We start from the raw sequence: 23717 nt of genomic DNA, 5'->3' as shown, positions 1-23717 counted from the left end.
CCCCTCCCAGCAGGGGGAGTCACGCCCCCCCTGCCCTTTTCAGATGGCAGCTGACCCTTTGCGGCCATTTTTGCGGCCACAGGTGTGGCATCCCCCGACGACCCGCCCCGACTCACAGTTTGCCGCACCGTTAGCTGCTATATTGCCCTCTCTTTAGCACTAACAGACTGAATTGACGCACATTTGCCTCGTTGTATCGGCCCGAAACCGGAGCCCACGGCGTGATTCAGCCCGACAGAGGACCTTTTGATGAAACAGACCCTTCTTGCCCTCACCCTCGGCGGCCTGCTGGCGCTCTCGCCCCTCGCCCTGCAAGCGGCCGAGAGCTCGATGCAGATGGAGCACGACCTCAATACCCTGGTCAGCAAACGCCAGGCGGTGGACATGCTGCTCGGCGAAGCGCTGCAGATCTACAAGTCGCCTGCCAAGATCTCCCACGCCGGTTTTACCGCCAAGATGCCGAGCAATATGGAGCTGGTGACCGAGCGGCTGCTGGCCGCCTACCAGCTTGAACCCTACCGCACCGACCTGCTCATCTCGGCTGCCAACGCCCAGATCTACAACGGCAACCTGAGCCGCGCCATCACCTTGCTGGAGCAGGCGCAGGCCGTCGCCCCCGATGATCTCGACACCAACAGCTATCTCGCCATCTGGCAGTTGGTGAAGGGCAACAAGGAGGCCTCCCGCAGCTATCTGGCGAAAGTGGCGGATCGCAACAGTGGCCGCGCCGCCGATCTGGAGGAGATCATCGCCCGGGTGCAGCGGATCAGCGCCGCCCCGCTGCAGACCGAACTAACCGAGGATCAGCTCAAGGCCAGCAGGGAGGGCAAACGCGCCATCGTCACCCTGGGCTACGCCCTCAATCCCGACGGCAGCATGGACAAGATCCTGCTGGGCCGCCTGCAAACCACCCTTGAGCTGGCCAAAGCCGACCCGGAAGCGCTGCTCATCCTGACCGGCGGCGTGCCCCAGAACCGCCAGACCGAGGGCAAGCTGATGGCCGACTGGCTGGCCAACCATGGCATCGACCGCAGCCGCCTGATTGAAGAGAACTACGCCACCAGCACGGTGGATAACGCCCTCTACAGCGCCTATGCCCTCGCCCGCCACCAGATTGACTATGCGGTGCTGGTGAGCTCTGCCAGCCATGTGCGCCGCGGTCAGACGGTGCTGGAAATCGCCTGCGACCAGATTGGTCCGGCCAACATCAAGGTGGCGAGCGTCAGCTACCCCGACAAGCCCCTCGAGGAGCTGGCCACCCCGAGCGAGAGCGAGCTGCTCGGCATCTACCGCGACGCCCTGCGCACCTACGGCATGTGGAGCTACCGATCCGCCCCGCTAATCGAGCGTTGATCCGCCATCAACACGAAAAAGAGAGGGAGGCGTGATGCCTCCCTCTCTTTTTATTGACCGATTATTAGCCAAGCCTCGCCCGTTAGCTGACGATAAAGCCCTGCGAGGGGGGCGCTTTGGGATCGTCACCGAAGCGGTTTGGCCCCTGCTGGCCATTGCAAACCATAAAGTAGATAAGCACCAGGGTGCCGATAACGGGGATGAGTCCGAGCAACAGCCACCAAGCGCTGTGATCGGTGTCGTGCAGGCGACGGGCCGCCACCGCCAGCGAGGGCAGCAGCACAGCCAGCGAATAGATGGAGCTTATCAGCTCCTTGTCGCCGCCAATCAGCTTGTCCACCATGCCGAGCAACAGCATGACGATGACGTTGCACAGCACAAACATCCAGTATTCGGTGCGACGGGCCCGTCCGCTGAATACCGCATATTGCTTGAGGACCGAGAGATACCAGTTCATTGCGCCTCCAGACTGTTTTCAAAAACAAGTAGTTGCAGATCCGAACCGAGCTTAGCGCGATCAGTGTCCGGCGTCGATCACCAGCTGCTCCAGATCCTGGCGACTGACCCGTTTGCTGTCCACCTTCACATAGAGCGAACGTTCCTTCCGTGCCAGCAGTACATCGTTCACCCCATCGCAGGCACGGAGTTTCTGCTCCAGTGCAGGGCTCGCCTCCACCCCTTCCGGTAACAGGATGCGCAGACTGCTCACATAGGGGGGCTCCTGCATGGTGAGGCTGACCCCGAGCCAGACAAGGGCCAGCGCAGAGCAGCCGCCAAACACCAGGGCGCCACCACCCAGACTGTAGAGCAGGCCCCCCAGGCTGCCACCGATAGCCACTCCGATAAACTGGCTGGTGGAGTAGATCCCCATGGCCGTCCCCTTGTAACCCGGTGGCGACTCCTTGCTGATCAGGGATGGCAGCAACGCCTCCATCACGTTGAAGCCGATGAAGAAGAGCTGCAGGCCGGCGAGCAGGCCCCACAACTGCAGGCCAGCCTGCCACAGCACCACTTCGGCGCTGAGCATCACCAGCACGCAGATCTGGAACACCAACTTCATCTTTCTGCGCGTCTCGGCATAGATGATGAAGGGCACAACGCTGACGAAGGCGATCAGCATGGTGACCAGATAAGCCTGCCACTGGCTGTCCCGAGGCAGACCCGCTTGCTCCAGCAGCGGCGGCAACGCCACGAAGCTCGACATCAACAGGGTATGCACGCACAAAATGCCGAGATTGAGTTTGAGCAGGCGCGGATTGGTCAGCACAGTGCGCATCCCGCCCCTGACCATGCCGGACTCTCGATTGAGCAGATGAGTTGTCGGTGTCGGCACCAGCCAGAGGGTGACGGCGATGCCCCCCAGCGCCAGCAGGGCGATGAGCCAGAACAGGCCGGAGAGTCCCAGCGCATGAGTAATCAGGGGGCCAGTCACCATGGCAATGGCGAAGGTGATACCAAAGCTCACCCCGATAAAAGCCATCGCCTTGGTGCGGTTCTGTTCGCGGGTGAGATCCGACAAGAGCGCCATCACGGCCGCCGAGATAGCGCCGCTCCCCTGCAGGGCGCGGCCGAGGATCACGCCCCAGATAGAGTGAGTCAGCGCAGCGATCACACTGCCAAGAGCAAACACCAGCAGACCGCCGATGATGAGTGGCTTGCGGCCCACCTTGTCGGAAAGCAAACCGAACGGGATCTGGAACAAAGCCTGGGTCATGCCGTAGATGCCGATGGCCAAGCCAATCAGCGCCTCGGAGGCACCGGCCAGCGACATGCCATAGGTAGTCAACACCGGCAGAACCATAAACATGCCAAGCATGCGCAGAGAGAAGACGGAGCCGAGCGCCCAGGTGGCACGGCGCTCGCCCCTCGTCATGGTGAAATCATTCATGATGGCCTCGATAGTTCAGGGAACAAGGAAGAGTCAAGGGGTGGCCGACACGCACCATGCCACACCCTACACAGGGGAAAAGTACCCGATGGGCGGCCCCATAATAACAGAGCCGGGAAGGTTCCCGGCTCTGGATCTCGTGCAATCGGAAGCAACGCACACTATCGGAGCAACATGCTCACCAGCGCCACAGGCTCGGCCTCTGGCTGGAAGTCTACCGACATCATGACACTCAGACAGGTAATGGTGACGATGGAAAACATAAACAGCTTGCGCGCCCAGAGAGCATCATCAACCAGCTGTTTGTAACCCGACAGCGCCATCCCCAGCCACCAGACACTCACCGCAGTGGCCACCACCAGATACTTGTAGCCGGCGTAACCGCCGAGGAACAGCATCAGGGTCGGCACCATAAAGGCCAGGATGTAGAGGGTAATGTGGTGCTTGGCCACCGAAATTCCCTTCACCACCGGCAACACCGGAATGTTGGCCGCCTGATAATCCTTGAAGCGGAAAATGGCGATCGCATAGGAGTGCGGCATCTGCCACAGGCTGAAGATCGCCAGCAGGATCAAGGCCCCCGAGTCGAACTGACCGCTCACCGCACAGTAGCCGATGACCGGCGGCGCGGCGCCGGAGAGGCTGCCCACCAGGGTGCCGTAGACCGAGTGACGCTTCATGTAGAGGCTGTAGACCCCCACATAGACAATGAAGCCCAGCACCGCCAGCAGAGCGGCCAACGGATTGGCCGCCCAATAGAGCAGTGCAATGCCCGCCATGCCAAGCGCGGTGGCGTACCAGAGCGATACGCCGGGGGCGATCAGCCCCTTCACCAGAGCACGGTTCTTGGTGCGCTCCATGATGCAGTCGATGTCCCGGTCGATGTAGTTGTTGAACACGCAACCGGAGGCCACCACCAGCGAAACACCCACCATGGTCAGAATGAACAGGGGCAGGTCCAGACTTCCTTTTGAAGCCAGCAGAAATCCCCCGATCACCGAGATGAGGTTGCCGAAGATGATGCCCGGCTTGGTCACTTGCAGGTATTGCTTCATCATTGCCAGCCTGCTCAGTGGACCATCATGTTGATGTTGAGGTTGTACATGATCCACAGGGAACCCACGACCACGATAGCAATGATGAGCACGGTAAAGACCAGTGCCACCAGGTTCCAGCGCTCTTCAGACGAGGTATTCATATGCAGGAAGTAGATCAGATGCACGAAGATCTGCACCACCGCCATGCCAACCACGGTGGCCAGCACGGTGGTGTGGGAGGCGGAGCCATCTATCACCATCCAGAACGGTACGGCAGTCAGGATCAGTGACAGCACGAAGCCGATCAGGTAGCTCTTGGCGCTGCCGTGGCTGGCGCCGTGAGAATCAACGGAATGACTCATTTACATTGCTCCCATCAGATAGACCACGGTAAAGACGCAGATCCACACCACGTCGAGGAAGTGCCAGAACAGGCTCAGGCACATCAGGCGGGAGCGGTTGCGATCGGTCAACCCCTTCTTGGCCACCTGCACCATCATCACGATGATCCAGAGCAGGCCACTGGTCACGTGGATACCGTGAGTACCAACCAGGGTAAAGAAGGCTGAGAGGAAGGCACTGCGATCCGGGCCGTAACCTTCTGCGATCAGGTGATGGAACTCGTAGATCTCCATCGCGATAAAACCGGCACCCAGCACAAAGGTCACCAGCAACCAGCCATTGACGGTAGACACCCGGTTCTTGTTCATCGCCAACATGGCAAAACCGAAGGTGATGGAGCTCAACAGCAGCAGCATGGTTTCGGCAAATACGAACGGCAGTTCGAAGATATCCTTGCCGCTCGGACCGCCGGCAGTGCCGTTGACCAGAACCGCATAGGTTGCAAACAGACATGCAAACAGAATGCAGTCACTCATCAGGTAGATCCAGAAACCAAACACCTTGTTGGCACCGGCATCATGGTGCCCATGGTCATGGGCACTCTCGTGAGTGTGATGTAGAACGTCGGTCGCCATAGCGTCACGCCCCCTTGTTAATGTTGGCAAAATGCTGATCTTCGATGCGCGTGATCTCGTCAACCTGGACGTAGTAGTCCACGTCATCGTTGAAGCTGTGGATGATCCAGCTGCCAATCATGGCGGCAAAGGCAAGGATGGCCATCCACCAGATATGCCAGATCATGGCAAAGCCAAAGACGGCGCTGAAGCCCGCGATGATCACCCCTGCCCCGGTGTTCTTGGGCATGTGGATCGGTGCATACTGCTTGGGCTGCTGATAGGCTGAACCGTTTTGCTTGGCCTCCCAGAAGGCATCCAGACCGGTGATCTTCGGCTCGATGGCGAAGTTGTAGAAGGGCGGCGGTGAAGAGGTCGCCCACTCCAGCGTCCGGCCACCCCAGGGGTCACCACTCACATCACGGTTCTGCTCGCGGTCACGGATGCTGACCACCAGCTGGATCACCTGGCACAAGACACCAAGGGCAATCAGGCCGGCACCACAGGCGGCTACCACCAGCCAGGGGTGGAAGGCCGGATCCAGCTGTTGACTGATGCGGCGGGTCATCCCCATGAAGCCCAGTACGTAAAGCGGCATGAAGGCAACAAAGAAGCCGATAATCCAGCACCAGAAAGCACGCTTGCCCCAGGTTTCATTCAGGGTGAAGCCGAACGCCTTGGGGAACCAGTAGGTGATTCCTGCAAAGCAGCCAAATACCACGGCACCAATGATGACGTTGTGGAAGTGAGCGATGAGGAACAGGCTGTTGTGCAACACGAAGTTGGCCGCCGGCACCGAGAGCAGTACCCCTGTCATGCCACCTATGGTGAAGGTGATGATGAAACCGACGGTCCACAGCATGGGTGAGGTGAACTCGATGCGACCACGGTACATGGTGAACAACCAGTTGAAGATCTTCACCCCGGTCGGGATGGAGATGATCATGGTGGTGATGCCGAAGAAGGCATTCACGTTTGCGCCCGAGCCCATGGTGAAGAAGTGGTGCAACCAGACAATGAAGGAGAGCACGGTAATGGCAATGGTCGCCCATACCAGCGAGGTGTAGCCGAACAGCTTCTTCTTGCTGAAGGTGGCCACCACTTCGGAGAAGATCCCGAATACCGGCAACACCAGGATATAAACCTCGGGGTGGCCCCAGGCCCAGATCAGGTTGATGTACATCATCATGTTGCCACCCATGTCATTGGTAAAGAAATGGGTACCCAGATAGCGGTCTGCGGTGAGCAGGGCGATGGTAACGGTCAGGATCGGGAAGGAGGCGATGATCAGTACGTTGGAGCACAAAGCCGTCCAGGTGAACACCGGCAGACGCATCATGGTCATGCCAGGAGCGCGCATCTTGATGATGGTGGCGAAGAAGTTGACGCCAGTCAGCAAGGTACCAAGACCCGAGATCTGCAGACTCCAGATCCAGTAATCAACCCCGACCCCCGGGCTGTACTCCAGCCCGGAGAGGGGCGGATAGGCCAGCCAGCCGGTCTGGGCGAATTCACCTACCCCGAGGGAGACGTTGATCAGCACCACGGCGGCGGCGGTGAACCAGAAGCTGATGTTGTTGAGGAAGGGAAAAGCCACATCACGGGCACCGATCTGGAGCGGCACGACGATATTCATCAGACCGATCACCAGTGGCATGGCCACGAAGAAGATCATGATGACCCCGTGGGCGGTGAAGATCTGGTCGTAGTGATGCGGCGGTAAAATGCCGTCACCACCAGCCGAAGCCATCACCTGCTGGGTACGCATCATCACCGCATCGGCGAAGCCGCGCAGCATCATGACCATACCCAGGATCAGATACATGACCCCAAGACGCTTGTGGTCGACCGAGGTAAGCCACTCTTTCCACAGATATTGCCACTTGCCGAAATAGGTGATCAGGCCGGCAACGGCCAGCCCCCCCAAAATGATACCGGCTACCGTCACCATGATGATGGGTTCATGGAACGGAATGGCATCGAGTGTTAATTTTCCAAACATCGGTTATTCCTCGGATCCTGCTTGCACAGCCTTGTTATCCAACGGCGCGTTCATATGTCCGGCATGCTCCTTCTGCCCGTCATGCGCCATAGCGGCATGGTCCATCTGCATATGTGCCATGTCATCGTGATTCATGGCGGCGCCATGCTCTGAGGGGGCTTTATGGGTCATCCCCTTGTGCTCGCCATGCCCCATGTCACCCATAAACTTGTTGATCAGCTTGACGAAAAGGGCCGGATCGGCACTTGAGAAATACTCCACCGGGTGGTTTTCGCTCTTCTTGGCCAGCGCATTGAACTCATCCATGGTGGTCAGCATCTTGGGAGAGGCCCTGACTTTGGCAACCCAGGCATCAAAACCGGCCTGATCCTGCGTGGCAATCGCCTTGAACTTCATGCCCGAGAAACCGGCTCCGCTATAACTGCTGGAGATACCGTCATACGCGCCTGCTTCATTGGCAATGAGATGCAACTTGGTCTGCATACCTGCCATGGCATAAATTTGCCCGCCCAGCTTGGGAATGAAGAAAGAGTTCATGACTGTGTCTGAAGTCACCCGGAAATTGACGGGGGTATTGACCGGGAATGCTAATTCATTGACCGAGGCAATCCCTAATTCTGGGTAGACAAACAGCCATTTCCAGTCGAGGGAAATGACATCAATCTGGATCGGCTTCACCGTAGAATCCAACGGTTTGTAAGGATCCAGTTCGTGGGACGTTTTCCAGGTAATGGTTGCCAGGATGACGATGATAATAATTGGCACGGTCCACACAACCGCTTCAATTTTATTGGAGTGAGACCAATCCGGAGTATATTTAGCGTTGGTATTTGATGCCCTGTATTTGCGGGCAAAGACCACAGCCATAATAATTACAGGGATCACCACAATTAACATCAGCCCCAAGGCGGTTAATATCAGTGATTTCTGCTCCAGACCAATCTGCCCTTTGGGGTTCATCAAGGCCATGTCGCAGCCGGTCAGCAAGCTGGCCGATGCGAGCAACAGCAAAGCACCCAAGCCCCTCTTTAATTCAAAAGGTCTCATGCAGTGTCCTTATGGTCGCAGGCTAAAGTTGTAAAAACGGGCAACATTGTGATCAGAACCAGAACATGTAAACAACATGAAAAATTAATCCCGAGATTGTGCAAAACTTGGCGAACGCATGTGAAAATTGTTAATCAACCATCCAAGTCACTATAAATAGTGCTTTTCCCTATAATTAATCAACAGAACTACCATCTCAAATTACAGTTGAACTCTGCACACTAAACTACCAACAAACCTCACATAGTATATGGATATATGAGGCTAAAATTTCGCCCTCCAGCATGAATAATAAACAGCTGCTAGCTACGATGATAAATGACCAATTAAATGCATCTGCATTTACATAGTTAAATGCACCCACAGATAGCTGCCCTATATTTCTGCTGCGTTTATTTTTAAAATCGGCTAACCAGAACAAGTCTGTCACTTGGCCCCTTGTTTGAATAATTTGTTTAATAAGTTATTATCAAACTATATAGACGCCATGCGAATATGGCGGTAGGTTGCGTCCTCTTGCTGCTGGTCAGCTACCCATTCCACTCTGTGCTTTTCCATTTTTCATACAGCAGGTATTGCCATGAGTATTACACGCAGAGATTTTCTCAACGGCGTTGCCATTACCATTGCGGCAGGCATCGCCCCCATCAATCTGCTCAAGGCTGCCGAAGGCGGCAGCGCGCTGGCGGATAAAACCTTGGCCTACCCGCCCGCCCTCACCGGCCTGCGCGGTAACCACCCGGGCTCTTTCGAACCGGCCCACAGCATCGCCCGTGACGGCAAGCAGTATGACTTTGCCAATCTCCCTCTTGAGGAAGAGTACGACCTGGTGATCGTCGGCGCTGGCATCAGCGGCCTGGCCGCCGCCTGCTTCTATCAGCAACTGCTCGGCGCAGATAAGAAGATCCTGCTGCTCGACAACCACGACGACTTTGGCGGCCACGCCAAGCGCAACGAGTTCACCACCCCCGATGGCCTGCGTCTGGGCTACGGCGGCAGTGAATCCCTGCAATCACCGCGTTCGGTATACAGCCCGGTGGCGCTTGGTCTGCTCAAGGCACTGGAGGTCAACATCGACGAGCTGGCCAAAGGGTTCCAGCAAACCTTCTATCCGGATCTGGGGCTGAGCCGCGGCGTCTATTTCGACGAGAAGCACTTTGGCGTCAACAAGATAGTGAACGGGGATCCGGGACATAACGTAGCGGATGACATCCCGCGCGATCGTCTTAACGGTCGTCCGCTGGCGGAGTTTATCGGTGACTTCCCCCTCGATGATGCCGACAAAGCAGCCCTGTTGGCCCTGCACGAATCGAAGATCGACTACCTGAGCGGCATGACCCGCGAGCAGCAGGACGAGTGGGTCACCCGCAACAGCTACACAACCTTCCTGCGCGATAAAGTGGGTCTGAGCGAGCGGGCAATCACCTACTTCCAGCAGCGTACCAACGACTTCCAGGCGGTCGGCATCGACGCCACCGCCTGCGCCGATGCGCGCCTCTGCGCCTTGCCGGGGTTCGACGGCCTAAATCTGACGCCGCTGGATGCAGAGGAGCAGGCGGAGCTGGACGATCCGTATATCTTCCACTTCCCGGATGGCAACGCCGGCCTCACCCGACTGATGGTGCGCAAGCTCATCCCGCAGGTGGCGCCGGGCCACACCATGCAGGATGTGGTGCTGGCCAAGTTTGACTACAGCAAACTCGACCTGCCCGAGCACAAGGTACGGTTGCGTCTTGGCAGCACGGCGCTACAGGCTAAAAACGTGCGCCTCGCCGATGGCAAGCTGGCGGTGGATGTCACCTACATCAAAGAGGGCAAGCTGCATCGGGTACGGGCCAAGCAGTCGATCATGGCGGGCTACAACATGATGATCCCCTATATGGTGCCCGAGATGCCGGAGCCCCAGAAGGAGGCTCTGCGCCAGAACGTCAAGGCGCCGCTGGTCTACACCAAGGTGGTGATCAAGAACTGGCAAGCATTCGTCAAGCTGGGGGTGCACGAGGTCTACTCCCCCGCAGCCCCCTACAGTCGGGTCAAACTCGACTATCCGGTCAACCTCGGTGGTTATGAGCATCCCAAAAACCCGGATCAGCCCATGTGCCTGCACATGGTCTATGTACCGACCCTGCCGGGCAGCGGCCTGTCGGCACGCGAGCAGTCCCGCAAGGGGCGCGCCATGATCCTCGGCATGCCATTCGAGCAGCACGAGCAGATGATCCGCGAGCAACTGCAGGGAATGCTCGGCAGCGCCGGTTTCAACCATGAGCAGGATATCCTCGCCATCACGGTCAACCGCTGGTCTCACGGCTACTCCTATATCACCAACACCCTGTTTGATGACGAGGAGCAGTGCGAGAAGTGGATCGAGCTGGGTCGCCAACCGATCGGCAACATCACCATCGCCAACTCGGATGCAGGCTGGAGCCCCTACGCCCACGCCGCCATCGACGAAGCGTGGCGCGCCGTCAACGAGCTGGTAGCCATGAGCAAGGGAGGTGCCCAATGAGCCGCGCCCTGTCACTGACCGCCAGCGCCCTGCTGCTGGCTCTGCCCGCCCTTGCCGCCAACGCAGCCCCCGCCATGTCGGCGGGGGAATACGTGGCCAAGCTCGGCGATTGCGCCGCCTGTCACACCAGCGAGACCAGCAAGCCGCTGGCAGGCGGCAAAGGATTCCCGACCCCTATCGGCACCGTATTTGCCACCAACATCACCCCCGACAAGACCCACGGTATCGGCAACTACAGCCTGCCGGAGTTCATCAAGGTGATGCGTGAAGGGGTGGCCCGCGACGGCCATCACCTCTATCCGGCCATGCCCTACACCGCCTACGCCAAGATGAGCGATAAGGATCTCGAAGATCTCTATCACTACCTGATGAAGGAGGTGCAACCGCTGGCCATCGCCAACAAAGAGAGCGACATCCCCTGGCCGCTCAACATGCGCTGGCCGCTGATGGGATGGAACTGGATCTACCACGACGACAGCCGCTTCACCCCGGTCGCAGGCAAGAGCGAAGAGTGGAACCGTGGCGCCTATCTGGTGCAGGGTGCCGGTCACTGCGGCAGTTGCCACACTCCGCGCGGGCTTGGCATGCAGGAGAAAGCGCTGACTGAGGCGGACCCTGTCTACCTAAGCGGGGCGGCGCTGGATGGCTGGTATGCCCCCGACATTCGCGGCAGCCGTTACAGCAAGCAGGCGCTGATCGATCTGCTGAAAACCGGCCGCAGCCAACATGAAGCGGTCGCTGGCCCCATGGGGGAAGTGATCACTCACAGCAGCCAGTATTTCAGCGACGCCGATCTGGCCAGCATCGCCACCTATCTCACCGATCTGAAAGATGAGCCGGTCGCGGAGAAAGGGGCCCGTGCCTATGCCAGTGCCAGCGGCAAGGCGGACTACGCCATGTACTGCTCCACCTGTCACGGGGTCAACGGCCAGGGCAATGACCACGTCATTCCCTCGCTGGTGAACAACCGCACCGTGCTGGCGAGCGATCCGTCGAGCCTGATCAACGTGCTGCTACACGGTGCCGAGACGCCCATTACGCAGGGGCATATCGGCTACCATATGCCGGGTTATGGCTGGGCTCTCAACGACGAACAGGTGGCCGAGCTGGTCAACACCCTGCGCGCTTCCTGGGGCAATCAAGGCACCGCCGTCAAGGCAGCGGCGGTCAAGGCCCAGCGCGAGCTGCACGGCAAGGAGTAAGGGCTGTCAGCCCTCTCTTGGCCAAGTGCCATAAAAAACGGGCCTCCACTGGAGGCCCGTTTGCTATTGATTAACCACGTTCCGGTGCTTATCCCTTGCGGGATTTTGGCCCCGGCAGTGGCGCCGTTGGCTGGCGGTAATCGCCATAGGGGAAGATATTGCGAAACCGCTGGGCCACCGGCTCGGGGATAGAGCGGGAGAAGATCAACTTCACACCATCGCCATCGCGCTGCCCCACAATGCGACCGCGTACCGTATCGTGGCGCAGGATCTGTTTGGCATGGTCAATAAAAGCGGGTGAGACCTTGCCCTGCTTGACCACCACCTTGCCGGGAGCAAGGCGGATCTCGAACAGGGCGCCACGCCCCAGCTTCATCAACCACCAGATCAGCGCAATCGCTACGATCAAGGAAATCCAGGCCATCTTCATCCCTCCCAAGCTCTTGATATCAGGCAGTATAAGCGGCCATGCGCCCCGATTGTTTGGCGCCGATCACAGCCCCCGCCTCAGCGCTATAGCGCCCCTTTGCTCAGCAATCCTTGCCCCAACCCACCAGCGTCTCGCGATAGAGAGCGAGCAGCGCCTCATCACGCACCGCCACCCCGACCTGCTGCGGACGATAGGCTGCCCAGTCATCGTGGGAGTGGCGCTTGCCATCGAACTTTTGCAGGGTGTGGCCGATGGCCGGACCGCTGGTGATAACCCGTACCGGCCCCTCGCGCAGGGTAAAGAGGGTCGGATCAATCACATAGGCGATGGCGGACGGATCGTGGACGTGGCAACCGGAGAGCCCCAGTTTCTCGGAGTAGAAGCGCAGATAGAAGCGGCTCACATCCCACAGGAAACGGCCCGGCTCTCCCGCCTTGTCCTTGAGCTCATCAAGATAGGCGCTGCTGAAGAAGCTCTGCTGGGTCACGTCCAGCCCGATGATCACCACAGGCCAATCGGCGGTAAAGACCCGGTCGGCGGCATCGGGATCATCGTGAATATTGGCCTCGGCATAGGGGGTCACGTTGCCACGATGGCCGTTGACGCCAAAGGCGCCGCCCATCACTACCACCTGTTTCACCAGCGAGACGATCTCGGGCGCCTGTTGTAGCGCCAGCGCCAGATTGGTCAGCGGGCCGATAGTGACTATGGTGATCTCCCCCGGCGCGGCTTTCACCGCCTCGACAATATATTGCCAAGCGGGGCGAGGATCCGGAGCGATAGTCACCTCCCCCGCCTCCATATCGCCAAAGCCGCTCGGGCCGTGGACTATGGTGGTGGGGCCAACCGGCTCGCGCAGCAGCGGGGCGGCAGCACCTTTGGCCACATCCGCCTTCATGCCGTACTTCTGCTTGAGCCAGAGGGCGTTGCGGGTGCCATTGTCGATGGTGGCGTTACCAAAAACAGTGGTGATGGCGAGCAGCTCGATGGCGGGGTGGGCCTCGGCAAACAGGATGGCCATGGCATCGTCGATACCCGGGTCGGTATCCAGAATGATTTTATGGGTCATGAGAAATTCCTACGGTGACAAACCCTGCGACAAAAGGGAGAGTCTACCCGGCTGACGGCCCCATATCCCGGCATGGGATCACAGAGCGGGCCTTTGCTCCCGGCAGCGGGGGCGCTGCTGGCGACAATTAGCATAAAAAACGCGGCCCTGTTGCCAGCGCCGCGCCCTTTATCGTTGTTCGTTATCTGCTATCTGGCAGTGATCTGCCTGACCGGATCCTCAGTGCTTGCGGTGCCAACGCGGTGAGGTCGCCTTCTCCCCCCAGGGGGTGACGCAGGGGAGCAGAGCCCCTTCAATCACCATCTCGCTGCCCGCCAGCGCTTCGGCGATCTTCTGGTGCAGCACCCGCAGTACCTTGCCCTCGTGCTCGGCCAGAGAGTGGCCCGCGGCAAAGAATTCCGGCTGATATTGCAGTGCCAGCTTCTGGGCGAATTCGTAGGTGTTGAAGCAATCCGGCATCCGCTCAACCACATCTTCAAGCCGGGCCAACAAGCTGTTCAGTTCCCTGGTCATAGTGCTCTCTCCGTGTAGGTTAATAGCCAAAAACTACCCCTTATTAGATAAGTCACCAACGAGCAAACCACAAAAGTGTGGGGAGACACACAGTTCTCTCTTGCGTCCGGCTCATGGTGAACGGCAGACAGCTTGCCAGCTTTACATTCCGGTAACAAACAGCTAGATTTAGACCGACTAATCAGTCGGTCATTTTTCATGCGGAGAACAACATGGGTGCGGCGCAGCTTCAACACACTCCTGAGGATATCCTCGCCATCAAGATGTCCCTGCCGGATCAGCTGGCGCGGCTCAAGCGGGCGAGTCTGGCTCACCCCATGCCTACCCTGGCCGAGCGCCGGGCGCAGCTGACCAAACTCAAACAGGCGTTGCTCGCCCACAAGGGACAGCTGTGCAAGGCGCTGGCGGCAGATTATGGTCAGCGCAGCCACTACGACAGCCTGATCGCCGATGTGCTGCCCTGCATCATGCAGATCAACTACACCCAGAAGCGGCTCAAACGCTGGATGCAGCCCCACCGCCGTCACACCGGCCTGCTGCTGGCCCCCGCCAAAGTGGAGGTGCACTTCCAGCCGCTCGGGGTAGTCGGCATTATCGTGCCGTGGAACTTTCCGGTGATGCTGAGCCTTGGCCCCCTCATCACCGCCATCGCGGCGGGCAACCGGGCGATGCTGAAACTCTCCGAGTTCACCCCTCATACCAACGCCGTGCTGCGCACCATGCTCACCAGCGTGTTTGACGAAAACGAGATCGCCATCATCGAGGGAGATGCCCAGATGGCGGCAGCGTTCAGCTCACTGCCGTTCGATCACCTGCTCTTTACCGGCTCCACCATGGTGGGCAAGCTGGTGATGGCCGCCGCCGCGCCCCAGCTCACCCCCCTCACCCTTGAGCTGGGTGGCAAGAGCCCCTGTCTCATCGCCCCCGACATGCCGGTCGCCACCGCGGTCGAGCGGATGATCTTCGGCAAGAGCCTCAACGCCGGGCAGATCTGCGTCGCCCCCGACTATGTGCTGCTGCCCCGCAGCGAGGTGGATAACTTTATCGCCGCCTATCGCCGCCACTTCAGCAAGCTCTACCCGCAGGGGCTCAATAGCGCCGACTACGGCGCCATCATCAACGACCGCCAGTATCAACGTCTCGTCAGCTGGCTCGATGAAGCCGAGCAGGCGGGTGCCCAGCTCCATCCCTGTGGCAGCCCGGCCCGCGACGACCAGCGTCGCCTGCTGGTGCCCCATCTGCTGACCGGGGTGCCGGGTCAGTGTCAGGTAATGCAGCAGGAGATCTTCGGGCCGCTGCTGCCGCTCATCCCCTACGACACCCTGGAGGAGGCGCTCGCCTATGTGGCCGAGCGGCCCCGCCCGCTGGCCCTCTATCTGATGAGCTTCGATCCCGAGTTGCAGGCGCGAGTGACCCGGGAGACCCACTCCGGCGGCATGGCGATCAACGAGAGCCTGTTTCAGGTGGCTGCCGACGATGTGCCGTTTGGCGGCATCGGCGCCTCCGGCATGGGCCACTACCACGGCCACGAGGGGTTTCTTACCTTCTCCAAGGCAAAAACCGTGCTGACCCGCGGCAAGTTCACCACCGGCTCCCTGATCCATCCCCCCTACCACAGCTGGATCCAGAAGCTGATGATGGCCTTCTTCCTGCGCTGATGGAGATGACAATGAAGCCGGCTATCCCGCAGCCACAAACCATGACCGACAAGCGCCGCCAGATCCTGGATGCCGCCCTCGCCCTCTGCGCCGAAGATGGCCTGCAGGGGGCCGCCACCGCCCGTATCGCCAAGGCGGCCGGGGTGGCCAACGGCACTCTGTTCCACCACTTTCCGAGCAAGGAGGCGCTGATCCTCGCCCTCTATCAGGATGTAAAGACCCGGATGGGGAGCGCCATCCATGAAGCAGATCCCACCCTGCCGCTGTACGACCAGACCCGCCACTACTGGCAGCTGGCGATGGGGTGGATGCTCGCGCATCCCAATGAGCTCAAATTCGTGCTGGGCTTCTTTCACTCTCCGCTGCTGGCCAGACCGGCCCGCAGCCAGATCCTGAACGATGCCCTGCGCTTTCTGCCAGCCCTGCTGGCAAAGGGGCAGGCCAGCGGCGAGCTGATGCAGGCTCCCGCGCCACTGTTGCTGGAGGTGTGTCAGGGCCAGTTCCTCGCCTGCGCATCACTGTTTGTCGATCAACCGGAGCTGGGAGAGGACGACTACTGGCAAGCCAGTGCGTTCGCCCTCTTCTGGTCAGCCATCTCAGGAGCCAATCCTCATGCAAACACGGATGTTTGAACCTGCGGCAGCCCTTGGCCGCCGCCTCTGGATCACCACTCTGCTCTGGGTGGTGGGTCGCACCCTCTGTCGCGCCGCCCGCACCGACGAGGCAGTGCGCCGTGAATTGGCGCCGTTGCCGGACGGGCTGGCTATTCGCCTCGAAGTGGGCGGCATCGGCTACGCCATGAACATGCACAAGCAGGGTGGCCGCTGGTATCCCGGCGCGCCAGTCGCCCCTCATGCCACCATCCATCCGCTACGGGTGCGCTTCAAGCATCCCAATATCGCCTTTCGCGCCCTGAGTTTTCGGCTCGGGGTCAATCAGGCATTTGGCGAAAACCGGCTGCTGGTGGAGGGAGATCTGACCGTTGCCATGCATCTGGTACGGGGGCTTGAGCAGTTGCAGTCCCTGATCCTGCCCGCCTTTATCGCGCGGCCTCTGCTGCGCCACTATCCCGCCCCGACCAACAAGATCGGCCGGGCCTGCAACATCTATCTGGGTCTGGTGACCGGCTAACGCGCAAGGAGCCTTGAAATGAGCCGCTATTACGATTTTTTCTGCCCGGTCAAACTGCTGGCCGGTGAACAGGCGCTGGAGCAACTGGCCAGCGAGCTGGCCAGCCTCGGGGCCCGTCGCCCGCTGCTGCTGACCGACAAGGGGGTCAATGCCACCGGCCTTGCCACCCTGCTGGCCAATGTGCTGGCCGAGGGGGAGCTGCCGGTTGCCGCCATCTGGGACGAGATCCCGGCTGACTCTTCCACTGCCGTGGTGGAGCGGATCGCCAAACGCTACCGCGAGCTCGACTGCGACAGTCTGGTGGCGCTGGGGGGCGGCTCGGTCATCGACACCGCCAAGGCAGTCAACATTCTCACTTCCATGGGGGGGGATCATCTGCTCGACTACTCGGGCGCCGGTTGCCTGACCCGTCCCCTCAAGCCGCTGGCGGTGGTGCCCACCACGGCGGGCACAGGATCAGAAGTGACATTGGTTGCAGTGATCAAGGATGAGGCGAGCGGGCGCAAGGTGCCCTTCACCTCCCCCTTCCTGCTGCCCCAGCTGGCGGTGCTCGACCCGCGCCTGACCCAGGGACTGCCCCTCAATATCACCGCCGCTACCGCCATGGATGCCATGACCCACGCCATCGAGGCCTTTATCGGTACCGCCAAGAACCCGGTGAGCGATGCGCTGGCCCTGATGGCAGTGGAGAAGATCGCCAGCGCCCTGCCGCAAATCATCCACGAGCCGCAAAACAAACAGCTGCGGCTGCAACTGGCGGAAGGCTCCACGCTGGCTGGCATGGCTTTTTCCAACTCCATGGTGGGGCTGGTGCACGCCCTCGGCCACAGTCTGGGAGCCCGCTGCCATCTGCCCCACGGGCTGTGCATGAACCTCTTTTTGCCGACCGTGCTCGACTACAACCGCCCCGAGGTGGATAGCGAGTTGGCCCGGCTGCTGTTGCCGCTGGTGGGGGCAGAGCGCTTTGCTGCCACCCCGGCCCATCAGCGGGCGGAGGCGACCATCACAGCTATTCGCACCCTGCGCGACACCTTGTGGCAAGCGGTCAAGCTGCCGCGCACCATGAGCGAGGCTGGGGTAAGCGATCGCTCGCTACTGACCGAGATCCGCGATCTGGCGGTCAACGACGGTGCCCTGCTGTTCAATCGCAAGGACGCCGACCGTGAGCAGTTACTCACCCTGCTGGAGCGAGCCTGGGTCTGATCCCTCCCCTTTGCCAATAATCTTGTGCTGACACTAACGCGGTGCCCGACTCACCATCGGGCACCTTGATCTACATCGCGATATCGATGCGCCCTCTGTCAAAGGGGGATGATATTGACCACGGGCTCTCATTATCTGTTCTATACCTTGGCTAACCGCTATCTTGTGCCAACAACACCATCTTGATGCCAGAGGTGCCCACCATGAGCGAGATTATTCATCAGGCCAACCAGCAACAGTTTATCTGTATGGTTGAGGGGAAAGAGTCGAGACTGCGCTACCGGCGCCTCGATGCCAAGACCATCGACGCCTACAGTACTTTCGTCCCCCCCGAGCTGCGGGTGCAGGGGATTGCCGATCAGCTGGCGCGCGCCTTCTTCAACTGGACTCAGGCGGAGGGGCTCACTATAGTGCCGAGCTGTCGCTACATTGATGTCTGGTTACGCCGCAATGCCAACAACTGAACCTCTGAACACCGTCCTCGAACAGCAATTCCAAGCCAAAACAGAAGCCCTGCTGCGGGCCGATCCGCAGCGGATGGCCTGCCTGCAAGCCGCGGCCGAGCTCAATCTGCCCGACTGGGCGCTGGGGGCCGGTTTTATCCGCAACCTCATCTGGGATCACCTTCACCACAAGGCGGTGCCCACCCCGCTCAACGATATCGACCTTATCTATCTCGATAAAACCGATCCGCAAGGGCTGGCCGAAGCGGAGCACGAAGCTTGGCTCGCCAAACGCCTGCCCGGCCAGCAGTGGGAGGTGCGCAATCAGGCCCGCATGCATACTCGCCAGCTGGTAGCGCCGTTTGCCAGCAGCCTTGAGGCGCTCAGCCATTGGGTCGAGGGGCCCACCTGCATCGGCGTACGCCTCACCCGGGATGGCGAGTTCGAGTGGCTTGCCCCCTACGGCTTTGCCATCAACTGGTCGCTGCAAGTGAGTGCCAACCCCAAATGTCGTCAGGACAAACAGATTTTTACCCGGCGCATCAAGGAGAAACGCTGGCAGGCTATCTGGCCTGACCTTCAGGTAAACTGGCCATAACCTGATTGCAATCTTTCGATAACCTTGGGCACACTAGGGGAAAAGCTGGTTGTAACTCAATGGGTTAAATAATGCGCGACTTCTTCTCTCTCGAACGCTGGCTACCGGGCCTCGCCGCCCTGCTGCATTACCAGCGCGCCTGGTTGATGCCAGATCTTCGCGCCGGACTCTCGGTGGCGGCAGTGGCGCTGCCCGTCGCCATCGCCTATGCCGAGCTTGCCGGGGTGGGTGCCATCGTCGGCCTCTACTCCTGCATCCTGCCCATGCTGGTCTATGCCCTGTTTGGCACCTCCCGCCAGCTGATCGTCGGCCCTGATGCCGCCACCTGTGCGGTCATCGCCGCCGTGGTAACGCCGCTGGCCGCAGGCGACCCCACCCGTCACTGGCAACTGGTGATGACCATGACCGCCATGACCGGCTTCTGGTGCCTGATTGCCAGCCGCTTCAAGCTGGGGGTGCTAGCGGACTTTCTCTCCCGCCCGATCCTGATGGGGCTGCTCAATGGTGTGGCCATCACCATCATGGTGGGCCAGCTCTCCAAAATCTTCGGCTTCACTTTCAGCGAACGTTACCTCATCGAGCGGATCGCCAGCGGCGCCACCTATATTACCCAGACCCATCTGCCGACCCTGGCCATGAGTCTGGTAGCCCTGCTCACCCTGCTGCTGGCCAAGCGCTACAAACCGGCATGGCCCTCCTCCATGGTGGCCATGGTGGTGACCGCTGCGCTGGTGTGGGGCTTTAATCTCGGCCAGTTTGATATCGCCACCCTGGGGGCGGTGGGTTCCGGCCTGCCCGCCTTCCAGATGCCGGAATTTCCCCCCGGCCTGATGCGGGAGCTGGTGCTGCCCGCCCTTAACCTCGCCATGGTGAGCTTCGTCTCCATGATGCTGACCGCCCGCAGCTTTGCCGCCAAAAACGGTTACGAGATAGACGCAGACAAGGAGTTCCGGGCGCTGGGCATGGCCAACCTCGCCTCCGCGGTCTCCCAAGGCTTTGCCATCAGCGGAGCGGATTCGCGCACCGCGGTCAACGATGCTAACGGCGGCAAGAGTCAGCTGGTCTCCATCATCGCCGCGGCGGTGATCGCTTTCATCACCTTCTATCTGACGGCACCGCTCAAATACATTCCCACCGCCGCCCTCGGGGTGGTGCTGGTGATGGCTTCCCTGTCGCTCACCGATTTTCGCGGCCTCTGGGCCCTGCGCCACTCCGATCGCTCCGCCTTCTGGCTGGCGCTGGTCACCTTTATCAGCGTGCTCACCATGGGGGTGATCCCGGGGATCACCCTTGCCGTGCTGCTGGGGCTGTTCCAGTTCCTGCGCAATGTGATGCGCCCCACCGACCAGCTGCTTGGCATGGATGACGAGGGGGTAGTACGTACCCTGGGGGACAACGAACAGGCCAAGGCGATCCCGGGTATTCTGGTCTATCGCTTCAACTCGCCGCTCACCTACTTCAATGCCCCCTATTTCAAGCGGCGGGTGCTGGCCCTGCTGGTGCAGGATCCCCGAGCCCCCAAGTGTCTGGTGATCGATGCGGTTGCCTGCTTCACCCATCAGGACATCAGCGTGATGAGCATGGTGGGAGAGCTGCACAAAGAGCTGAAACGGCGCGGTATCCATATGGTAATGGCGGGTCGCCACGGCCAGATGACTCACTGGCTAAAGCAGGCGGGCGTGCGGGTGGGCGATGAAGGGATCATCCTCTGCCCCGACATGTATCAGGCGCTGCGCCTGACCCGCTGCTACCGCGAGCCGGTGTTCAAGGATGATGCGGTGGTGGAGAGTACCACAGATGCCATCCGCTCGAATTGGCCGCAGGATGATGCCCTGCCCGACTCGGCTCGCCTCACCCTGCCAAGCGAACAGGAGGCGGGCGCCACACCTGCCTGATCCCTTGGCCTGCTCCCCTGGCCGGTGCAATCCTGCACAAGGATTGCACCGGCCTTGGCCTTGGTGTTAAATGCGCCCCCAGAGGGCACTCCCCCGTGCCCTCCCAGCTGTTGGACATGCCATGCAATCTCAATCCCACGCCGGCCCGGGCACCCTCTTTACGCTGACCTGGCCGCTCTTTATCGATCTCGCCCTGCACTTTCTGACCGGCGCCCTCAATACCTTCATGGTGGGTCACGTCTCCTATCAGGGAGTGGCGGCGCTGGCGGTCGGCAATCAGGTGTTCGATCTCGCCATCACATTGTTCAGCTTCGTCAGTATCGGTACCAGCGTGGTGATCACCCAGTATCTGGGGGCGGGCGATCGGGAGAAGAGTCGGGTGGTGATCCACACCGCCATCGGCTTCAACCTGCTGATCGGTCTGGTAGCGGCCATTGGCGTGATGGCGGGGGCCAGCACCATGCTGGCGCTGATGAACTTGCCTGCCAACCTGATGAGCGACGGGACGCTTTACTTGCAGATCATCGGTCTCTGCCTGTTGCCGGAAGCGGCAGCCCTCTGTCTGGCAGCCACCCTGCGCGCTCACGGCCACACCCGTCAGGCGATGTATGTGACCCTCATCGTCAACCTCATCACCTTCGTCGGCAACCTGCTGCTGCTCTACGGCTGGTTCGGTCTGCCCCAGCTGGGGGTCGCAGGCGTTGCCATCAGCACGGTCGCGGGCCGACTGGTGGGCGTGGTGCTGCTGGTGTGGCTGGTAGCCCGCAAAACCGGCATTCGCCTGGTGGTGCGCGATATCGTCCACCCCAGCCGGGAGATGCTGGGCAAGGTGCTCCATATCGGCCTGCCGGCGGCAGGAGAGAATCTCTCCTGGATGCTGCAGTTTATGGTGGTGACAGCCTTTGTCGGACTGCTGGGTGACAAGGCGCTGGCGACCCAATCCTACTTCTTCCAGATCTGCCTGTTTATCCTGCTGTTTGGCCTCTCTATCGGCCTTGGCAACGAGATCATCATCGGTCATCTGGCAGGTGCCAGGCAGTTCGATCGCGCCTATCAACAGCTGCTCAAGAGCCTCAAGCTGGGGTTGGCAGTCACCTGCGTCATCGCCGTGGCGGCTGCCCTCAATGGCCGTACCATCATCAGCCTCTTTACCGATGATGCCGACATCATCACGCAGGTGGCGCAACTGTTTCTTATCAGCCTTATCCTCGAACCCGGCCGCACCTTCAATCTGGTGGTGATCAACGCCCTGCGGGCCACCGGGGATGCCCGTTTCCCCCTCTACATGGCGTTGCTCTCCATGTGGGGAATTGCCGTGCCACTCTCCTATTTCCTCGGTATCATGCAGGGTTATGGACTGGTCGGTATCTGGCTGGCGCTGGCCTGCGACGAGTGGGTGCGCGGTCTGGCCATGTTCTGGCGCTGGCGCAGTCGTCGCTGGCAAAACAAAATTCTTGTTGAAACAAAAGCGGAATCACAATGAAGAAGATAGGACTCTTGCTGGCTGCCATCCTGCTCAGCCCCCTGGCCATGGCACAAACTGCCCCTGCCGCTCCCAAGGCTCAAGCCACCCAGACCTGGTATGTGGCCCCCATCGCCATCGATGAAACCAGCGACGCCCAGAAGGCGCTGACCAAGGACTTCATGGCCCAGATGATCAAGACCATCAAGATCAACGAGTACCAAACCGGCAAGGCGGTGGGCAACACCAAAAAGCCCAAGTGGCTGATCCGCACCAAGCTGATCCCCGCCAGCAACGAGCCGCTGGTCGGCAAGAAGCACCCGCAGGGTCTCACATACGGCAAGGGCAATCCGACCCAGGAGATCGTCGGCGAGCTGTTGATGAATGGCACCCTGGTGGCCCACATCGGCCAGGGCTGGCGCGAGCCTATCGTCCCGGGCACGCCGGTGGCTGACAAACTCTCCATCGCCAACTATCGCTACGCCATCGGGGATCAGGCCAAGTCGGCGGATCTGGAAGAGCTGGCCGCCCAGATTGGCTTTGAAGCGGGCAAGGTGATCCACCGCGACGGCAAGCCGCTGCCCGAGAAGAAAAAGAAAAAAGAGTAAATGCCATACCGGTTATATGAAGGGGCGCTATGCCCCTTTTTTGCTGCCGTTTACCGGCTCGCGACCATCATCCCGCCGTCACAACTGTGATCAGGATTCCAGTTTATCCCTCTCCCTCTGACTAATGAATATCTGATCTGCTTTTGATTCAACGAGTTAAAAACCACATTCTTTATGCAGCAAACCATTGTTGCCGAATTGGATCCGGATCACATTTATCTGGGGGGGTAAGGGGTAGTTTGGTCTCTAAGGCACAATCAAGCGAAACCAAGGAGGCTCCATTACATGTTCCCAGAGTACAGAGAACTTATCTCGAAACTGAAGAGCAGTGATGTCCATTTCCAGAAGAAGTTTGACTTGCACAACGACCTGGATGCGGAGATTAGAAAGCTGGAAAAACATCACGCCAGCGACTATAGCGCCGAGGTGAGGGATCTGAAAAAACAGAAACTCAAACTGAAAGAGGAGATATACGACATCCTCAAACAACATCCACAATAGATGCCTCGAAGATAATCCGGATAAGCAATTTATCCCTCAGCCCGGCCCAAGCGCCGGGCTTTTTATTGTTTTAGTCAATTAGTTGATCCGCCACACTACCGACAGTAGCGGTTGTTTGTTACATTTTTCATTTTGGATTCAAGGCACAGATGTGATGGTAACATGACCATAAATCGCGTTTTTTATCATCTTTTACTGCTTTGCATCTTATCTGG

General features: G+C 59.6%; 23 protein-coding genes. 13 read left to right on the top strand and 10 right to left on the bottom strand.

Annotated elements, in window-relative coordinates:
• Positions 1–249: 249 nt before the first annotated feature.
• Positions 250–1353, top strand: a complete 1104-nt coding sequence (locus tag G5171_RS04185) for an ElyC/SanA/YdcF family protein (protein ID WP_421259872.1) — start codon at positions 250–252, stop codon at positions 1351–1353.
• Positions 1354–1435: 82 nt separating this feature from the next.
• Here the strand turns inward: G5171_RS04185 and G5171_RS04180 are convergent, their stop codons facing one another.
• From G5171_RS04180 to cyoA, 7 genes are all read right to left on the bottom strand, one after another.
• A complete protein-coding gene (locus G5171_RS04180; protein WP_421250403.1) occupies positions 1436–1810 on the bottom strand; it encodes a DUF805 domain-containing protein in 375 nt (124 codons plus the stop codon).
• A 60-nt stretch (positions 1811–1870) separates the two neighbouring features.
• The gene (locus G5171_RS04175) at positions 1871–3241 is read right to left on the bottom strand and encodes an MFS transporter (RefSeq protein WP_216978422.1); all 1371 of its coding nucleotides are present in this window, start codon (positions 3239–3241) and stop codon (positions 1871–1873) included.
• Positions 3242–3402: 161 nt separating this feature from the next.
• The gene (gene cyoE, locus G5171_RS04170; RefSeq protein WP_216978421.1) at positions 3403–4299 is read right to left on the bottom strand and encodes a heme o synthase; all 897 of its coding nucleotides are present in this window, start codon (positions 4297–4299) and stop codon (positions 3403–3405) included.
• Positions 4300–4310: 11 nt separating this feature from the next.
• The gene (locus tag G5171_RS04165; RefSeq protein ID WP_216978420.1) at positions 4311–4640 is read right to left on the bottom strand and encodes a cytochrome o ubiquinol oxidase subunit IV; all 330 of its coding nucleotides are present in this window, start codon (positions 4638–4640) and stop codon (positions 4311–4313) included.
• Positions 4641–5255 carry a cytochrome o ubiquinol oxidase subunit III gene (locus G5171_RS04160; protein ID WP_421259871.1) on the bottom strand — a complete coding sequence of 205 codons (615 nt, stop codon included), beginning with the start codon at positions 5253–5255 and terminating at the stop codon, positions 4641–4643.
• Positions 5256–5259: 4 nt separating this feature from the next.
• The gene (gene cyoB, locus G5171_RS04155) at positions 5260–7236 is read right to left on the bottom strand and encodes a cytochrome o ubiquinol oxidase subunit I (RefSeq protein ID WP_216978418.1); all 1977 of its coding nucleotides are present in this window, start codon (positions 7234–7236) and stop codon (positions 5260–5262) included.
• Positions 7237–7239: 3 nt separating this feature from the next.
• Entirely contained in the window at positions 7240–8283 is a 1044-nt protein-coding gene (gene cyoA / locus G5171_RS04150; RefSeq protein ID WP_216978417.1) for a cytochrome o ubiquinol oxidase subunit II, read from the bottom strand.
• Positions 8284–8863: 580 nt separating this feature from the next.
• Between cyoA and G5171_RS04145 the strand changes: the two genes are divergently transcribed.
• Positions 8864–10789: an FAD/NAD(P)-binding protein gene (locus tag G5171_RS04145; RefSeq protein ID WP_337072793.1), complete on the top strand. Its 1926-nt coding sequence runs from the start codon at positions 8864–8866 to the stop codon at positions 10787–10789.
• Entirely contained in the window at positions 10786–11991 is a 1206-nt protein-coding gene (locus tag G5171_RS04140) for a cytochrome c (RefSeq protein WP_337072794.1), read from the top strand. The genes G5171_RS04145 and G5171_RS04140 overlap by 4 nt, the downstream gene beginning before the upstream one ends.
• 88 nt (positions 11992–12079) lie before the next feature.
• Here the strand turns inward: G5171_RS04140 and G5171_RS04135 are convergent, their stop codons facing one another.
• The 3 genes from G5171_RS04135 to G5171_RS04125 all read right to left on the bottom strand — a co-directional run bounded on the left by G5171_RS04135 (position 12080) and on the right by G5171_RS04125 (position 14003).
• A complete protein-coding gene (locus G5171_RS04135) occupies positions 12080–12415 on the bottom strand; it encodes a DUF3634 family protein (protein ID WP_005347215.1) in 336 nt (111 codons plus the stop codon).
• A gap of 106 nt (positions 12416–12521) precedes the next feature.
• Positions 12522–13490: a nucleoside hydrolase gene (locus G5171_RS04130; RefSeq protein ID WP_368171788.1), complete on the bottom strand. Its 969-nt coding sequence runs from the start codon at positions 13488–13490 to the stop codon at positions 12522–12524.
• Between the two features lie 219 nt (positions 13491–13709).
• Complete coding sequence (locus G5171_RS04125) at positions 13710–14003, bottom strand: hypothetical protein (RefSeq protein ID WP_005353197.1); 294 nt, start codon at positions 14001–14003, stop codon at positions 13710–13712.
• A gap of 212 nt (positions 14004–14215) precedes the next feature.
• Here G5171_RS04125 and G5171_RS04120 point away from each other — a divergent pair, with 212 nt between their 5' ends.
• From G5171_RS04120 to G5171_RS04075, 10 genes are all read left to right on the top strand, one after another.
• Positions 14216–15661 (top strand): coniferyl aldehyde dehydrogenase, encoded by a 1446-nt coding sequence (locus G5171_RS04120; protein WP_368171789.1) that lies wholly within the window; start codon positions 14216–14218, stop codon positions 15659–15661.
• Between the two features lie 11 nt (positions 15662–15672).
• On the top strand, positions 15673–16293 hold the full coding sequence (locus G5171_RS04115) for a TetR/AcrR family transcriptional regulator (protein WP_421250405.1): 621 nt from the start codon (positions 15673–15675) through the stop codon (positions 16291–16293).
• Positions 16274–16792 carry a hypothetical protein gene (locus G5171_RS04110; RefSeq protein WP_005361659.1) on the top strand — a complete coding sequence of 173 codons (519 nt, stop codon included), beginning with the start codon at positions 16274–16276 and terminating at the stop codon, positions 16790–16792. The genes G5171_RS04115 and G5171_RS04110 overlap by 20 nt, the downstream gene beginning before the upstream one ends.
• Before the next feature lie 18 nt (positions 16793–16810).
• Positions 16811–17995 carry an iron-containing alcohol dehydrogenase gene (locus G5171_RS04105; RefSeq protein WP_421259870.1) on the top strand — a complete coding sequence of 395 codons (1185 nt, stop codon included), beginning with the start codon at positions 16811–16813 and terminating at the stop codon, positions 17993–17995.
• Between the two features lie 203 nt (positions 17996–18198).
• Positions 18199–18459, top strand: coding sequence for a GNAT family N-acetyltransferase (locus G5171_RS04100; RefSeq protein WP_005347229.1), 261 nt, complete (start codon positions 18199–18201; stop codon positions 18457–18459).
• Positions 18446–19036, top strand: coding sequence for a nucleotidyltransferase family protein (locus G5171_RS04095; RefSeq protein WP_421259869.1), 591 nt, complete (start codon positions 18446–18448; stop codon positions 19034–19036). The genes G5171_RS04100 and G5171_RS04095 overlap by 14 nt, the downstream gene beginning before the upstream one ends.
• A 71-nt stretch (positions 19037–19107) precedes the next feature.
• Positions 19108–20931 carry a SulP family inorganic anion transporter gene (locus tag G5171_RS04090; protein WP_421243898.1) on the top strand — a complete coding sequence of 608 codons (1824 nt, stop codon included), beginning with the start codon at positions 19108–19110 and terminating at the stop codon, positions 20929–20931.
• Between the two features lie 121 nt (positions 20932–21052).
• Positions 21053–22414 (top strand): MATE family efflux transporter, encoded by a 1362-nt coding sequence (locus G5171_RS04085; protein WP_421243899.1) that lies wholly within the window; start codon positions 21053–21055, stop codon positions 22412–22414.
• Entirely contained in the window at positions 22411–23001 is a 591-nt protein-coding gene (locus G5171_RS04080) for a hypothetical protein (protein ID WP_204382038.1), read from the top strand. Before G5171_RS04085 ends, G5171_RS04080 begins: the two co-directional genes overlap by 4 nt.
• Before the next feature lie 285 nt (positions 23002–23286).
• Positions 23287–23502 carry a YdcH family protein gene (locus G5171_RS04075; RefSeq protein ID WP_005337763.1) on the top strand — a complete coding sequence of 72 codons (216 nt, stop codon included), beginning with the start codon at positions 23287–23289 and terminating at the stop codon, positions 23500–23502.
• The last annotated feature ends 215 nt before the right edge of the window (positions 23503–23717 follow it).

The sequence above is a fragment of the Aeromonas sp. 600774 genome (assembly GCF_049175075.1).
GTDB classification, from domain to species: domain Bacteria; phylum Pseudomonadota; class Gammaproteobacteria; order Enterobacterales; family Aeromonadaceae; genus Aeromonas; species Aeromonas veronii_A.
This window is presented reverse-complemented; position numbering and strand designations above follow the sequence as displayed.

Excerpts from the sequence above, each read along its gene's own strand:
- G5171_RS04185 (WP_421259872.1), top strand. The coding sequence starts at position 250 with ATGAAACAGACCCTTCTTGCCCTCACCCTCGGCGGCCTGCTGGCGCTC.
- G5171_RS04180 (WP_421250403.1), bottom strand. The coding sequence starts at position 1,810 with ATGAACTGGTATCTCTCGGTCCTCAAGCAATATGCGGTATTCAGCGGA.
- G5171_RS04175 (WP_216978422.1), bottom strand. The coding sequence starts at position 3,241 with ATGAATGATTTCACCATGACGAGGGGCGAGCGCCGTGCCACCTGGGCG.
- cyoE (WP_216978421.1), bottom strand. The coding sequence starts at position 4,299 with ATGATGAAGCAATACCTGCAAGTGACCAAGCCGGGCATCATCTTCGGC.
- G5171_RS04165 (WP_216978420.1), bottom strand. The coding sequence starts at position 4,640 with ATGAGTCATTCCGTTGATTCTCACGGCGCCAGCCACGGCAGCGCCAAG.
- G5171_RS04160 (WP_421259871.1), bottom strand. The coding sequence starts at position 5,255 with ATGGCGACCGACGTTCTACATCACACTCACGAGAGTGCCCATGACCAT.
- cyoB (WP_216978418.1), bottom strand. The coding sequence starts at position 7,236 with ATGTTTGGAAAATTAACACTCGATGCCATTCCGTTCCATGAACCCATC.
- cyoA (WP_216978417.1), bottom strand. The coding sequence starts at position 8,283 with ATGAGACCTTTTGAATTAAAGAGGGGCTTGGGTGCTTTGCTGTTGCTC.
- G5171_RS04145 (WP_337072793.1), top strand. The coding sequence starts at position 8,864 with ATGAGTATTACACGCAGAGATTTTCTCAACGGCGTTGCCATTACCATT.
- G5171_RS04140 (WP_337072794.1), top strand. The coding sequence starts at position 10,786 with ATGAGCCGCGCCCTGTCACTGACCGCCAGCGCCCTGCTGCTGGCTCTG.
- G5171_RS04135 (WP_005347215.1), bottom strand. The coding sequence starts at position 12,415 with ATGGCCTGGATTTCCTTGATCGTAGCGATTGCGCTGATCTGGTGGTTG.
- G5171_RS04130 (WP_368171788.1), bottom strand. The coding sequence starts at position 13,490 with ATGACCCATAAAATCATTCTGGATACCGACCCGGGTATCGACGATGCC.
- G5171_RS04125 (WP_005353197.1), bottom strand. The coding sequence starts at position 14,003 with ATGACCAGGGAACTGAACAGCTTGTTGGCCCGGCTTGAAGATGTGGTT.
- G5171_RS04120 (WP_368171789.1), top strand. The coding sequence starts at position 14,216 with ATGGGTGCGGCGCAGCTTCAACACACTCCTGAGGATATCCTCGCCATC.
- G5171_RS04115 (WP_421250405.1), top strand. The coding sequence starts at position 15,673 with ATGAAGCCGGCTATCCCGCAGCCACAAACCATGACCGACAAGCGCCGC.
- G5171_RS04110 (WP_005361659.1), top strand. The coding sequence starts at position 16,274 with ATGCAAACACGGATGTTTGAACCTGCGGCAGCCCTTGGCCGCCGCCTC.
- G5171_RS04105 (WP_421259870.1), top strand. The coding sequence starts at position 16,811 with ATGAGCCGCTATTACGATTTTTTCTGCCCGGTCAAACTGCTGGCCGGT.
- G5171_RS04100 (WP_005347229.1), top strand. The coding sequence starts at position 18,199 with ATGAGCGAGATTATTCATCAGGCCAACCAGCAACAGTTTATCTGTATG.
- G5171_RS04095 (WP_421259869.1), top strand. The coding sequence starts at position 18,446 with ATGCCAACAACTGAACCTCTGAACACCGTCCTCGAACAGCAATTCCAA.
- G5171_RS04090 (WP_421243898.1), top strand. The coding sequence starts at position 19,108 with ATGCGCGACTTCTTCTCTCTCGAACGCTGGCTACCGGGCCTCGCCGCC.
- G5171_RS04085 (WP_421243899.1), top strand. The coding sequence starts at position 21,053 with ATGCAATCTCAATCCCACGCCGGCCCGGGCACCCTCTTTACGCTGACC.
- G5171_RS04080 (WP_204382038.1), top strand. The coding sequence starts at position 22,411 with ATGAAGAAGATAGGACTCTTGCTGGCTGCCATCCTGCTCAGCCCCCTG.
- G5171_RS04075 (WP_005337763.1), top strand. The coding sequence starts at position 23,287 with ATGTTCCCAGAGTACAGAGAACTTATCTCGAAACTGAAGAGCAGTGAT.